This is a genomic window from Streptomyces sp. NPDC048389 (genome assembly GCF_040706335.1).
Classification (GTDB): Bacteria; Actinomycetota; Actinomycetes; order Streptomycetales; family Streptomycetaceae; genus Streptomyces.
In genome coordinates this window covers 100,866-114,223 of sequence record NZ_JBEZKP010000004.1, presented here as the reverse complement: position 1 = coordinate 114,223, position 13,358 = coordinate 100,866, and the positions used below count along the sequence as shown (strand labels likewise).

The following is a 13,358-nucleotide window of genomic DNA, read 5'->3' as shown; positions in this document are numbered from 1 at the left end:
TCCATGGAGGTCCGAGGACCCCCGTACGCGATCACCCCGCCCTGCGCCCCCGTGGTGCCTCAGCGTGCCCCCGCTTCGCCCGCACGGGTCGGAAGTGGGGAAAACCCGGACGCAGCCGGGGCGGCGGACCTACTCTCGAGTTGTGTCCGGCGCGTCCGGCCGAGTGCTCGTTGTTGATGACAACCGGGTGATTCGGCAGCTGATCAGGGTCAACCTCGAGCTGGAGGGCTTCGAGGTCGTGACCGCGGCCGATGGTGCCGAGTGTCTGGATGTCGTGCATCAGGTGCAGCCCGACGTCATCACGCTCGATGTCGTCATGCCGCGGCTCGACGGTCTGCGAACCGCTGCCCTGCTGCGGGACGATCCGCGGACCAGCCGGATCCCCCTCGCGATCATCAGCGCCTGCACGCAGTACGAGGTCGACAGCGGTGTCGCGGCCGGCGTGGAAGCCTTTCTCGCCAAGCCCTTCGAGCTGGCCGAACTCGTGCGGATCGTGCGGCAGTTGATGCACCCGGAAGCCGGGGAGGGCCCGCCGTCCGTAGACGGCAGGCATGAGGCCGGGCGGGCGGGGAGTACGGCGGGCTGACGGGTCGCTGCCGGCGGCCCGTCTGCCTCGGACCGCGTCCGGACGAGCCATGCCGCGCCCGTGCTGCCCGCCGGGCTGATCGCGGCGACCCGCCGCTTCACTCCCCGGTTGCCCGCATCGCGAAACCGGTTCGCAAAGTGCCCCCCTTCCTCCCATACGCTTGTCCCGTGACCCCCGCCGAGCTCTCCCGTACCGTGCGGCACGCCGTGTGCCGTGCCGTGGGGGACGGCGTGCTGCGTGTCGATGTCCCCGACCGCGTGAAGATCGAGCGGCCCCGGCCCGGCGGGCGGGGCGACTACGCCACCGGGATCGCGCTGCGCCTCGCGAGCCGGGCCGGGCGGCCCGCCCTGGAGGTGGCCGAGGCGATCAGGCAGCGCGTCGGGGACGAGCCGGGCATCGCAAGCGTCGAGGTCACCGGGCCCGGGTTCCTGAACTTCACGCTCCACGGCAGTGCGCAGGAGCAGCTCGTGGAGAAGGTCCTACGCGAAGGCCCCGGCTACGGCGCCCCCCGGCCGGCCGCCACGCCGTTCCCGCATCCCGACGAGCTGCGTGCCCGTGTCTGGGCGGAGACTCTCGCGCGGCTGGGCGCAGAGCCCCGCCCGGGGGAGGCCGTACGCGTCGTGCCCGCCGCCGACCAGGCGATCTGCGAACGCCTCGGTACCGACGCCGCCCGCTGGGCGCTGCTCGCCGCCGCTGCGCACGACAGGCCGAAGACAGGGGAGGGGCTGCTTACGCAGCACGAGCGCAATCCGCTCTTCCGGGTGCGCTACGCCCACGCCCGAGCCAAGGCGCTCACCCGCAACGCTGCCGTGCTCGGCTTCGCCGCAAGCACCGAAGAGCCCACCGCCGCCCCCGCCCTCATCGCCGCCGTCGGCGACCACGCCGCCGTCGTCGCCGACGCAGCCCGCCTGCGCGCGCCCGACCGGCTCGCCCGGCAGCTGGAAGTCATCGCCGACCATCTCCTCTCCTTTCAGCACTCCGTGCTGCCCGTCGGGGACGAGAAACCCTCGGCCGCCCACCGTGCCCGGCTCGCCCTCGCCGAAGCCGCCGGGACGGTGCTCGCCGGTGGCCTGTCCCTGCTCGGCATCAGCGCACCCGAACACCTGTGATGTGAGAGAGATCAGATTCCGATGAGCCGATCCGCACACCCCGCCGGCCCCCGTCACGCCGACGTCCTGCCAGAGGGCCGCTCCGCCGTGAAGACAGCTCTGCCGACCGACCTCAACGCCCTCGACCCCAAGGTGTGGTCCGACACCGTCAGCCGCAACACGGACGGTGTCGTCACCGTCGGCGGGATCGAAGTGACCAGGCTGGCGGAGGAGTTCGGCACTCCGGCGTACTTCCTCGACGAGGCCGACTTCCGTGCCCGCTGCCGCGCCTGGGCCGACGCCTTCGGCAAGGACGCGGACGTGTTCTACGCGGGGAAGGCGTTCCTCTCCCGTGCGATCGTCCGGTGGCTGAAGGAGGAGGGGCTCAACCTCGACGTCTGCTCGGGCGGCGAGCTGACCACCGCCCTGGACGCCGGGATGCCCGCAGAGCGCATCGCCTTCCACGGCAACAACAAGTCGGTGGAGGAGATCCGCCGCGCGGTCGAGGCCGGCGTCGGGCGTATCGTGCTCGACTCGTTCCAGGAGATCGTCCGCGTCGCGCACATCGCGGAGGAGCTGGGCCGGCGGCAGAAGGTCCAGCTCCGGGTCACCGTCGGAGTCGAGGCGCACACCCACGAGTTCATCGCCACCGCCCACGAGGATCAGAAGTTCGGCATCGCGCTGGCCGGCGGGCAGGCGGCGGAGGCCGTGCGGCGCGCGCTGCGGCTCGACGGTCTTGAGCTCATCGGTATCCACTCGCACATCGGCTCGCAGATCTTCGACATGGCAGGTTTCGAGGTCTCGGCCCGCCGAGTCGTGCAGCTGCTGGCCGAGGTCCGGGACGAGCACGGTGTCGAGCTGCCCGAGATCGACCTCGGCGGGGGCCTGGGCATCGCCTACACGTCGGAGGACGACCCGCGCGAGCCGCACGAGATCGCCAAGGCGCTCACCGAGATCGTGACCCGCGAGTGCGAGGCGGCCGCCCTGCGTACTCCCCGGATCTCCGTCGAGCCGGGCCGTGCCATCGTCGGGCCGACCGCGTTCACGCTCTACGAGGTGGGCACGGTCAAGCCGCTCGAGGGGCTGCGGACGTACGTGAGTGTCGACGGCGGCATGTCGGACAACATCCGCACCGCGCTGTACGACGCCGAGTACAGCGTCACCCTGGTGTCCAGGACCTCCGAAGCCGCCCCCATGCTCAGCCGGGTCGTCGGCAAGCACTGTGAGAGTGGCGACATCGTGGTCAAGGACGCGTTCCTGCCGGCCGACCTCGGGCCCGGCGATCTGATCGCCGTGCCAGCCACCGGCGCGTACTGCCGGTCCATGGCCAGCAACTACAACCACGCACTTCGCCCGCCTGTCGTCGCCGTCGCGAACGGTGAGGCGCGGGTGATCGTCCGGCGTGAGACGGAGGAGGATCTCCTGTGCCTCGATGTCGGATAGCTGAGATAGATGTCTCGTATCGCGGACGAGGTATAGAAACTCTCGTCCGGTAAGTGAGACTGGTCCCCATCGTAGAAGTGATGAGAAGCGAGGTCGGATGATGCGTACGCGTCCGCTGAAGGTGGCGCTGCTGGGCTGTGGAGTGGTCGGCTCAGAGGTGGCGCGCATCATGACGACGCACGCCGACGACCTCGCCGCACGGATCGGCGCCCCGGTGGAGCTCGCCGGGGTGGCCGTGCGCCGCCCCTCCAAGGTGCGCGAGGGCATCGACCCGGCGCTGATCACCACGGATGCCACGGCGCTCGTGAAACGCGGCGACATCGACGTCGCCATCGAGGTCATCGGCGGTATCGAGCCGGCCCGGACCCTCATCACCACCGCGTTCGAGCACGGCGCGTCCGTCGTCTCCGCCAACAAGGCGCTGCTCGCGGAGGACGGGGCGACTCTTTACGCCGCGGCCGAGCAGCACGGCCGCGACCTGTACTTCGAGGCCGCCGTCGCCGGTGCGATCCCGCTGATCAGGCCGCTGCGCGAGTCCCTCGCCGGTGACAAGGTCAACCGCGTTCTCGGCATCGTCAACGGCACGACCAACTTCATCCTCGACAGGATGGACAGCTCGGGCGCCGGATACTCGGAGGCCCTGGACGAGGCCACCGCCCTCGGTTACGCCGAGGCCGACCCGACCGCCGACGTCGAGGGCTTCGACGCCGCCGCCAAGGCCGCCATCCTCGCCGGGATCGCCTTCCACACCCGCGTACGGCTCGACGACGTCCACCGCGAGGGCCTGACCGAGGTCACCGCCGCCGACATGGCGTCCGCGCGGCGCATGGGCTGCACCGTCAAGCTGCTCGCCATCTGCGAGCGGGCGGCGGACGGGCAGTCGGTCACGGCCCGCGTGCACCCCGCGATGATCCCGCTCAGCCACCCCCTCGCCTCCGTCCGCGAGGCGTACAATGCGGTCTTCGTCGAGGCCGAGGCCGCAGGCCGGCTGATGTTCTACGGCCCCGGTGCCGGTGGCTCGCCGACCGCTTCGGCCGTCCTCGGCGACCTCGTCGCCGTGTGCCGCAACAAGCTCGCAGAGGCAACGGGGCCCGGCGAGTCCGCGTACACGCAGTTGCCCGTCAGCCCCATGGGCGACGTGGTGACGCGGTACCACATCAGCCTCGACGTGGCCGACAAGCCGGGCGTTCTCGCCCAGGTCGCGACGGTCTTCGCCGAGCACGGCGTATCCATCGACACCGTGCGACAGCAAGGCCGCCACGACGGAGGCGGCGAGGCATCACTCGTCGTCGTCACCCACCGCGCGCCCGACGCCGCCCTCTCCGGGACCGTCGAGGCGCTGCGCAAGCTCGACACCGTGCGCGGTGTCGCCAGCATCATGCGTGTTGAAGGGGAGTAAGGGACCCATGACCACCAACGGCACCCACCAGTGGCGCGGCATCATCGAGGAGTACCGGGACCGTCTCCCGGTCACGGACACGACGCCGGTCGTCACGCTCCGCGAGGGTGGGACGCCGCTCGTCCCGGCGCAGGTCCTCTCCGAGCGCACGGGCTGCGACGTGCACCTCAAGGTAGAGGGCGCCAACCCCACCGGGTCCTTCAAGGACCGCGGTATGACGATGGCCATCACCAAGGCCAAGGAGGAAGGCGCGCAGGCCGTCATCTGCGCCTCCACCGGCAACACGTCCGCCTCTGCCGCCGCGTACGCGGTGCGCGCCGGGATGGTCTGCGCGGTCCTCGTGCCGCAGGGCAAGATCGCGCTCGGCAAGATGGGCCAGGCGCTGGTCTACGGCTCCAAGATCCTCCAGGTCGACGGAAACTTCGACGACTGCCTCAACCTGGCCCGCGGCCTCTCGGAGAACTACCCGGTGGCGCTGGTCAATTCGGTGAACCCGTATCGAATCGAGGGCCAGAAGACCGCGTCCTTCGAGATCGTCGACGCGCTCGGCGACGCCCCCGACATCCATGTACTGCCCGTCGGCAACGCCGGCAACATCACGGCGTACTGGAAGGGGTACAAGGAGTACGCGGCGGACAAGATGGCCGGCCACACCCCCCGTATGTGGGGTTTCCAGGCGTCCGGCTCCGCGCCGATCGTGCGCGGCGAGGTCGTCAAGGACCCGTCGACGATCGCGACCGCGATCCGGATCGGCAACCCGGCGTCCTGGACGCAGGCGCTGGCCGCGCGCGAGGAGTCGGGTGGCTTCATCGATGAGGTGACGGACCGTGAGATCCTGCGCGCGTACCGCCTGTTGGCGTCCCAGGAGGGCGTCTTCGTCGAACCCGCCTCGGCCGCGTCCGTGGCCGGTCTGCTGAAGGCGGTCGAGCAGGGCAAGGTCGACCCGGGCCAGAAGATCGTGTGCACGGTCACGGGCAACGGCCTCAAGGACCCCGACTGGGCGGTCGCCGGAGCGCCCCAGCCGGTCACCGTCCCCGTCGACGCGGCAGCGGCGGCCGAGCGCCTCGGCCTGGCGTAACGGCCCTGCCGGCCGGTCGGCCACCGGGAAGTACGCAACCCGGACAACACCACACGCAGGGGCACAGGAGGCTCGCGACACGCATCGTGCGCCTCCTGTGCGCCCTATGTCGCAGGTGAACTTTCCTTCGATAGGCTGTACCCGAACCCGGCCCGCCGCATATGCGCGGTGTCGTTGCCGTCGCGGTGTTTCCGCCGCCGAGGCCCACGGGTATTCCTGCCTCTCGAACCCATCTTGCACATCCCGCAGTTACATCCCGCCAGCACATCCCGCAGTTCAGAACCAAGGAGAGTCGTCGAGCGATGGCCGGTCCAGCGTTCCGCGCCGCCGCCGTCCGGGTGCGCGTCCCCGCAACCAGCGCCAACCTCGGTCCGGGCTTCGATGCCCTCGGGCTGTCGCTCGGTCTGTACGACGACGTGGTCGTCCGGGTCGCGGACTCCGGTCTGCACATCGACATCGCCGGTGAGGGCGCGTCGACCCTGCCGCGAGACGAGAACCATCTGCTCGTACGGGCGCTGCGCACGGCCTTCGACCTGCTCGGCGGTCAGCCGCGCGGCCTCGAGGTCGTCTGCGCCAACCGCATCCCGCACGGCCGCGGCCTCGGCTCCTCCTCCGCCGCGATCTGCGCCGGTATCGTCGCCGCCCGCGCCGTGACGATAGGCGGCGACGCGAAGCTCGACGACGCGGCGTTGCTCGAACTCGCCACGGAGATCGAGGGGCACCCCGACAACGTCGCGGCCTGCCTCCTCGGCGGTTTCACCCTCGCCTGGTCCGAATCGGGAGCGGCGCGCGCGATCAGGATGGATCCCGCCGATTCCGTCGTTCCGGTGGTTTTCGTCCCCAGCAACCCGGTGCTCACGGAGACGGCCCGCGGACTGCTGCCGCGCACCGTCCCGCATGTCGACGCCGCCGCCAACGCCGGCCGGGCCGCCCTCCTCGTCGAGGCTCTGACCAGGCGTCCTGAACTGCTGCTGCCCGCCACGGAGGACCGTCTCCACCAGGAGTACCGGGCCCCGGCGATGCCGCAGAGCGTCGATCTGGTGCACCGACTGCGCGGCGACGGGATCCCCGCGGTCATCTCCGGCGCGGGCCCCACGGTGCTCGCGCTGGCCGAGGACAGTGCGGCCGACAAGGTCGCACGGCTGGCGGGAGAGGGCTGGGCGGCCAACCGGCTTGCCTTCGACGCCGCGGGTGCGAGCGTTCTGCCGCTCGCGCCCTAAGGACACACCATCGCCACGATTGCCGGTGAGAGAGAGGGGGAATGTTTGTTGGAGCCGGTAGTGTTAACCTCAAGTCAGCAGCCGTCGTCTACGCGACGCGGTGCTTTGTGTCCCCCATCGGGACCACCATTCTTCCGGGAGCCTCCCAAACTGCCTGAGCAGCCTGCCTGAGCAGTTTCGAGCACGCTCCGGAACCGGCACGACACCCCTCGCTTTTCCAGGAGTGGGCCGAGCAGGGGGACCTCGAGCCGGGCCTTGCACGTCTGCATGTATCTCTCCGCCGTCAATTTCCCGGCGGGACCACCGCTCCGGCACGGTCCACATTCAGGACCACAGCCGGACAGCACAACCGGTCGCCGAGCCAGAAGGCCGACGTCCGCTCCAGGGAAGGACCCTTCGTGAGCGACACCACCGATCTGATGGGCGTGGGTGCCGACAACAACGTCGACAACGCCGCGCCCGCCGAAGGTGCTGCCTCCGGCACCACCTCACGGCGCCGCCGCTCCGGCACCGGCCTCGACGGCATGGTCCTGGCCGAGCTGCAGCAGGTCGCGTCCGGCCTCGGCATCAGGGGCACCGCGCGTATGCGCAAGAGCCAGCTGATCGAGGTCATCAAGGAGGCGCAGGCCGCAGGGACCTCCCCGGCGAAAAGCGCCGAGGAGGGCACCGACGCCGCGGCCAAGCCGAAGCGCCGCGCCACCTCCAAGGCCCGTACGGGTGACGAAGCCGCCGCTCCGGCCGCCGAGAAGGCGCAGCCCGCCGAGAAGGCCGGCAAGTCCGACAAGGCCGTCGCGCAGCAGCAGATCGACATTCCGGGACAGCCGGCCGGGGGCATCTCCCAGGCCGCAGGCTCCGGGGGAGACGACCAGCCGGCCGGTGAGCGCCGCCGTCGTCGCGCCACCGCGCAGGCGGGCAGCCCGGACACCCGGACCGAGGCGCGTGGCGACACCGCTGTCGACGTCAAGACCGACGTCAAGGCGGACGTGAAGACCGACGCCAGGACCGAGGCGCAGCCCGAGTCCAAGGCCGAGACCGCCGCCGACACCGCCGAGGGGCGCCGTGACCGCGGTCAGCGCGGGGACCGTGGTGAGCGCGGTGAGCGCGGTGAGCGTGGCGACCGCCGCGAGCGCCAGCGCGACCGCCGGTCCAAGGGCGACGACCAGCAGCAGGGCGGCGGCCAGCGCCAGCAGCGCCAGGGCGGCCAGCAGACCACCGGGCCGCAGGACGACTTCGACGAGGACGGCGGTGGCCGCCGCGGCCGCCGCGGCCGCTACCGCGACCGACGTGGCCGCCGCGGCCGTGACGACTTCCAGGCCGGCGAGCCGCAGGTCACCGACGACGACGTCCTGATCCCCGTCGCGGGCATCCTGGACATCCTCGACAACTACGCGTTCATCCGGACCTCCGGCTACCTGCCCGGCCCGAACGACGTGTACGTCTCCCTCGCGCAGGTGCGGAAGAACGGCCTGCGCAAGGGTGACCACGTCACCGGTGCCGTGCGCCAGCCGAAGGAAGGCGAGCGCCGCGAGAAGTTCAACGCGCTGGTTCGCCTGGACTCCCAGAACGGCATGGCGCCCGAATCCGGGCGCGGCCGCCCGGAGTTCAACAAGCTGACCCCGCTGTACCCGCAGGACCGGCTGCGCCTCGAGACCGACCCGGGCGTGCTGACGACCCGGATCATCGACCTCGTGTCGCCGATCGGCAAGGGCCAGCGAGGTCTGATCGTGGCCCCGCCGAAGACCGGCAAGACCATGATCATGCAGGCGGTCGCCAACGCGATCACCCACAACAACCCCGAGTGCCACCTGATGGTCGTCCTCGTCGACGAGCGTCCGGAAGAGGTCACCGACATGCAGCGGTCGGTGAAGGGCGAGGTCATCTCCTCGACCTTCGACCGTCCCGCAGAGGACCACACCACCGTCGCCGAGCTGGCCATCGAGCGCGCCAAGCGTCTCGTGGAGCTGGGCCACGACGTGGTCGTCCTGCTGGACTCGATCACCCGCCTGGGCCGTGCGTACAACCTGGCGGCTCCGGCCTCCGGCCGCATCCTGTCCGGTGGTGTCGACTCGACCGCGCTCTACCCGCCGAAGCGCTTCTTCGGTGCCGCGCGCAACATCGAGGACGGCGGCTCGCTGACCATCCTGGCCACCGCGCTGGTCGACACCGGTTCGCGCATGGACGAGGTGATCTTCGAGGAGTTCAAGGGCACCGGCAACATGGAGCTCAAGCTCGACCGGAAGCTCGCCGACAAGCGCATCTTCCCGGCGGTGGACGTCGACGCGTCCGGCACCCGCAAGGAAGAGATCCTGCTCGGCAGCGACGAGCTCGCCGTCACCTGGAAGCTGCGCCGTGTGCTGCACGCACTGGACCAGCAGCAGGCGATCGAGCTGCTGCTCGACAAGATGAAGCAGACGAAGTCGAACGGCGAGTTCCTGCTGCAGATCCAGAAGACGACTCCGTCGGCCGGCAACGGCAACGACTGAGAGAGCTTCGCCACTGGCGCCGGGCCTCGAAAAGGCCCGGCGCAGGCTCCTGGAGCCGCCGCCTCCACCGGCTGAAAACGCTGGTCGGCGCGGGATCCGGAGCCGGGGAGCCGTCCGTCGGGCCCACCGTGCATCGCGCGGTGGGCCCGACGCGTTCTCAAGGACTTCTCATCCGGCCGTGCAACGCTTCTCGCCGCCCCGACGTCTGAACAAGCACCGCTTCGACGTCCGGACGGCACCGGCGAACCGCGCCTGATCACCACGAGTGCGGGTACCCGGAAGTACCGAGAGCCGAGGAGAGCATGACCGAGCAGAGCAGCGACGGCGGCCGAATACTCCCCCTGCGCCCAGGGCGCGCGGGGGGACCACCACGCCGCGGCGAGCGCCGCAGGCAGCCCGCGAAGGCGCACCGGACATGGGTGTTCGTCGCCTGGATCGCGGCCGCCCTGGTGGTCGTCGGCGGCTCCGGCCTCGGTCTGCTCTCGTTCAAGCTCAACGGGAACCTTCAGGGTGTCGACATCAACCAGGCTCTCGGCGAGGACCGGCCGAAGAACATCGACGACGGCTCGATGGACATCCTCGTCCTCGGCTCCGACTCGAGGGCCGGCGCGAACTCCGAGTACGGCGACGACGAGGGCGCCGCCCGCTCCGACACCGCGATGGTCGTCCACGTGTACCGGGGCCACAAGACGGCCGCCGTGGTCTCCGTACCGCGCGACACGCTGGTCGAGCGTCCCGCGTGCACGGACCGTGACGGCTCCGTTGTTCCCGGTGAGCGGCGGGCCATGTTCAACACCGCGTACGAGGTCGGCGGTCCCGCCTGCGCGGTGAAGACCGTCGAGGCGATGTCGGGCATCCGCATGGACCACTACATCGAGGTCGACTTCACCGGCTTCACGGAACTCGTCGACGCGCTCGGCGGCGTCGAGATCACCACGACCCGGCCGATCGACGACAGCAAGAGCCGGCTCACCCTGCCCGCCGGCACCCACAAGCTGGACGGCGAGCAGGCGCTCGGCCTCGTCCGCACCCGCAAGAGTGTCGGCGACGGCAGTGACCTCGGGCGCATCGGGCTCCAGCAGGCGTTCATGAAGGCGTTCATCGAGCAGGTCAAGGACGTCGGGGTCTTCGGCAACCCCAAGAAGCTCCTCGACCTCTCCGACGCGGCCACGAAGGCGATCACACCCGACTCCGAGCTCGACTCGGTGAGTGAGCTGATGGGCTTCGCCAGGGGGCTCGGCTCCCTCGGCGCCGAGGACGTCCACATGATCACCCTGCCGGTGCGGTACGACCCGGCCGATCCCAACCGGGTCGTCCCCGTGGAGGCCGGCGCCCGCCAGGTGTGGAGCGCACTCAAGCAGGACAGGCCGATTCCGGCGTCCGCGGTCACGGACTCGGCGGGGGACAAGGGTGACGCGGCGGCCGTCGTCGAGGCCGTCGGCGGCGGTGCGGGCCAGGGCCAGGGCGCAGGGCAGGGCTCGCAGGGCACGGGGGAGCCGTAGGAGCTGCCGGGCTGCCCGGCGGCGCGGGGAGCCCCCGTAATACCCGCTCCGGCCGTCAGGAATACTTCCGCCCCGACCCCGGTTTTGGGAGATACGGCCGGTCCTGGCAGACTGGTACGTCGGCCCCGGTTCACGTACGAGCATTCCGCCCGTGCGACCCGGTGCCCTCCCGAAACTAGGAGACACCTTGAAGCGCGACATCCACCCCGAGTACGTCGAGACCCAGGTCAGCTGCACCTGCGGCGCGTCGTTCACCACCCGTAGCACGATCGAGAGCGGCAGCGTCCGTGCCGAGGTCTGCTCCGAGTGCCACCCGTTCTACACGGGCAAGCAGAAGATCCTCGACACCGGTGGCCGTGTGGCCCGCTTCGAGGCCCGCTTCGGCAAGGCTGCCGGCTCCGCCACGAAGTAGCGAGCCGCTGCGCCGGTCTTTGGCCGCCCTTTCCCGGGTGGCCGAGACCGGCGCTTTGTCCGTTCTGCGCACACCCCCGCAGGCCCCCGCGCAGTCACCGCAGCCATCCTTCGCGTACGAAACCAGGAGCCCCCGATGTTCGAGGCGGTCGAGGAACTGGTCGGCGAGCACGCCGATCTGGAGAACAAGCTCGCCGACCCTTCGGTCCACGCCGACCAGGGGAACGCGCGCAAGCTCAACAAGCGCTACGCCGAGCTGACCCCGATCGTCGGCACGTACCGCTCCTGGAAGCAGACCGGCGAAGACATCGCCACGGCGCGCGAATACGCCCAGGACGACCCGGACTTCGTCGCCGAGGTGAAGGAGCTGGAGAAGGAGCGCGAACAGCTCACCGAGAAGCTGCGGCTGCTGCTCGTCCCGCGCGACCCCAGCGACGACAAGGACGTCATCCTCGAGGTCAAGGCGGGTGCGGGCGGCGACGAGTCCGCCCTGTTCGCCGGTGACCTGCTGCGGATGTATCTGCGCTACGCGGAGCGCGTCGGCTGGAAGACCGAGATCATCGACGCGACCGAGTCCGAGCTCGGCGGCTACAAGGACGTCCAGGTCGCGGTCAAGACCAAGGGCGGCCAGGGGGCGACCGAGCCCGGACAGGGCGTCTGGGCGCGGCTGAAGTACGAGGGCGGGGTGCACCGCGTGCAGCGGGTGCCCGCCACCGAGTCCCAGGGCCGTATCCACACCTCGGCGGCCGGGGTGCTCGTCACGCCGGAGGCAGAGGAGATCGACGTCGAGATCCACGCCAACGACCTGCGCGTGGACGTCTACCGCTCGTCCGGTCCCGGCGGCCAGTCCGTCAACACCACCGACTCCGCGGTCCGCATCACGCACCTGCCGACCGGTATCGTCGCCTCCTGCCAGAACGAGAAGAGCCAGCTCCAGAACAAGGAGCAGGCCATGCGTATCCTGCGCTCCAGGCTGCTCGCCGCGGCCCAGGAGGAGGCCGAGTCCAAGGCCGCGGACGCCCGTCGCAGCCAGGTGCGTACGGTCGACCGGTCGGAGAAGATCCGGACGTACAACTTCGCGGAAAACCGGATCTCGGACCACCGGGTCGGCTTCAAGGCGTACAACTTGGACCAGGTGCTCGACGGGGACCTGGATGCGGTGATCCAGGCGTGTGTCGACGCGGACTCCGCCGCCAAACTCGCGGCCGCGCAGTAGAGCGCGCCGGTTTCGCCGACGGTCCGCACGAGCGTCACAGGAAGGGTGGGCGCGTGAACCTGCTGCTTGCCGAGGTGGCCCAGGCCACCCAGCGGCTGGCCGACGCCGGCGTGCCGTCTCCGCGTTTCGACGCGGAGGAGCTCGCCGCGTTCGTGCACGGCGTGAAGCGCGGAGAACTCCACAACGTCAAGGACACGGACTTCGACGCCCGCTACTGGGAGGCCGTCGCCCGCCGCGAGGCCCGCGAACCGCTCCAGCACATCACCGGCCGTGCCTTCTTCCGCTACCTGGAGCTGCAGGTCGGCCCGGGAGTCTTCGTCCCCCGCCCCGAGACCGAGTCGGTGGTGGGCTGGGCGATAGAGGCCGTACGCGCCATGGACGTCGTCGAGCCGCTCATCGTCGACCTGTGCTCCGGCTCCGGCGCCATCGCGCTCGCCATGGCCCAGGAGGTGCCGCGCTCGCGCGTGCACGCCGTGGAGCTGTCGGAGGACGCCCTGCAGTGGACCCGGAAGAACGCCGAGGGGTCCAGGGTCGCCGTCCACCAGGGCGACGCACTCACGGCGCTGCCCGAGCTGGACGGCCAGGTGGACCTGGTCATCTCCAACCCGCCGTACATCCCACTCACCGAGTGGGAGTACGTCGCACCCGAGGCACGCGACCACGATCCACAGATGGCCCTGTTCTCCGGCGAGGACGGCCTGGACACCATCCGCGGCATCGAACGCACCGCGCACCGGCTGCTGAGGCCCGGCGGTCTCGTCGTCATCGAACACGCCGACACCCAGGGCGGCCAGGTCCCGTGGATCTTCAACGAGGAATCCGGCTGGGCCGACGCGGCCGACCACCCGGACCTGAACAAGCGGCCGCGGTTCGCCACCGCCCGCAAGGCCATGCCATGACCAAGCACCTGACGAAGCACGTGTACGAGGAGG

The 13,358-nt window shown here is 70.5% G+C and carries 11 protein-coding genes; all 11 read left to right on the top strand.

Going from position 1 to position 13,358, the window contains the following annotated elements:
* Window positions 1–94: 94 nt before the first annotated feature.
* The 11 genes from AB0903_RS04790 (at window position 95) to prmC (ending at window position 13,325) form a co-directional block, all read left to right on the top strand.
* Window positions 95–586 (top strand): response regulator, encoded by a 492-nt coding sequence (locus AB0903_RS04790; protein ID WP_366699016.1) that lies wholly within the window; start codon window positions 95–97, stop codon window positions 584–586.
* Window positions 587–753: 167 nt separating this feature from the next.
* Complete coding sequence (nrtL, locus tag AB0903_RS04785; protein WP_366699014.1) at window positions 754–1,695, top strand: ArgS-related anticodon-binding protein NrtL; 942 nt, start codon at window positions 754–756, stop codon at window positions 1,693–1,695.
* 21 nt (window positions 1,696–1,716) lie between these two features.
* The gene (gene lysA / locus AB0903_RS04780; protein ID WP_366699012.1) at window positions 1,717–3,117 is read left to right on the top strand and encodes a diaminopimelate decarboxylase; all 1,401 of its coding nucleotides are present in this window, start codon (window positions 1,717–1,719) and stop codon (window positions 3,115–3,117) included.
* A 97-nt stretch (window positions 3,118–3,214) separates the two neighbouring features.
* The gene (locus AB0903_RS04775) at window positions 3,215–4,516 is read left to right on the top strand and encodes a homoserine dehydrogenase (RefSeq protein ID WP_366699010.1); all 1,302 of its coding nucleotides are present in this window, start codon (window positions 3,215–3,217) and stop codon (window positions 4,514–4,516) included.
* A 7-nt stretch (window positions 4,517–4,523) separates the two neighbouring features.
* Window positions 4,524–5,594, top strand: coding sequence for a threonine synthase (thrC, locus tag AB0903_RS04770; RefSeq protein WP_366699008.1), 1,071 nt, complete (start codon window positions 4,524–4,526; stop codon window positions 5,592–5,594).
* Window positions 5,595–5,896: 302 nt separating this feature from the next.
* Window positions 5,897–6,814 carry a homoserine kinase gene (gene thrB, locus AB0903_RS04765; RefSeq protein WP_366699006.1) on the top strand — a complete coding sequence of 306 codons (918 nt, stop codon included), beginning with the start codon at window positions 5,897–5,899 and terminating at the stop codon, window positions 6,812–6,814.
* Window positions 6,815–7,212: 398 nt separating this feature from the next.
* Entirely contained in the window at window positions 7,213–9,297 is a 2,085-nt protein-coding gene (rho, locus tag AB0903_RS04760) for a transcription termination factor Rho (protein ID WP_366699004.1), read from the top strand.
* Window positions 9,298–9,599: 302 nt separating this feature from the next.
* Complete coding sequence (locus tag AB0903_RS04755; RefSeq protein WP_366699002.1) at window positions 9,600–10,799, top strand: LCP family protein; 1,200 nt, start codon at window positions 9,600–9,602, stop codon at window positions 10,797–10,799.
* 187 nt (window positions 10,800–10,986) lie between these two features.
* A complete protein-coding gene (gene rpmE / locus AB0903_RS04750) occupies window positions 10,987–11,211 on the top strand; it encodes a 50S ribosomal protein L31 (RefSeq protein WP_366699000.1) in 225 nt (74 codons plus the stop codon).
* A 135-nt stretch (window positions 11,212–11,346) separates the two neighbouring features.
* The gene (gene prfA / locus AB0903_RS04745; protein ID WP_366698998.1) at window positions 11,347–12,426 is read left to right on the top strand and encodes a peptide chain release factor 1; all 1,080 of its coding nucleotides are present in this window, start codon (window positions 11,347–11,349) and stop codon (window positions 12,424–12,426) included.
* Between the two features lie 53 nt (window positions 12,427–12,479).
* Window positions 12,480–13,325, top strand: coding sequence for a peptide chain release factor N(5)-glutamine methyltransferase (gene prmC / locus AB0903_RS04740; RefSeq protein WP_366698996.1), 846 nt, complete (start codon window positions 12,480–12,482; stop codon window positions 13,323–13,325).
* The last annotated feature ends 33 nt before the right edge of the window (window positions 13,326–13,358 follow it).

Coding starts and splice junctions, on each gene's coding strand:
- AB0903_RS04755 (WP_366699002.1), top strand. CDS start 9,600: ATGACCGAGCAGAGCAGCGACGGCGGCCGAATACTCCCCCTGCGCCCA.
- AB0903_RS04775 (WP_366699010.1), top strand. CDS start 3,215: ATGATGCGTACGCGTCCGCTGAAGGTGGCGCTGCTGGGCTGTGGAGTG.
- thrC (WP_366699008.1), top strand. CDS start 4,524: ATGACCACCAACGGCACCCACCAGTGGCGCGGCATCATCGAGGAGTAC.
- prfA (WP_366698998.1), top strand. CDS start 11,347: ATGTTCGAGGCGGTCGAGGAACTGGTCGGCGAGCACGCCGATCTGGAG.
- lysA (WP_366699012.1), top strand. CDS start 1,717: ATGAGCCGATCCGCACACCCCGCCGGCCCCCGTCACGCCGACGTCCTG.
- thrB (WP_366699006.1), top strand. CDS start 5,897: ATGGCCGGTCCAGCGTTCCGCGCCGCCGCCGTCCGGGTGCGCGTCCCC.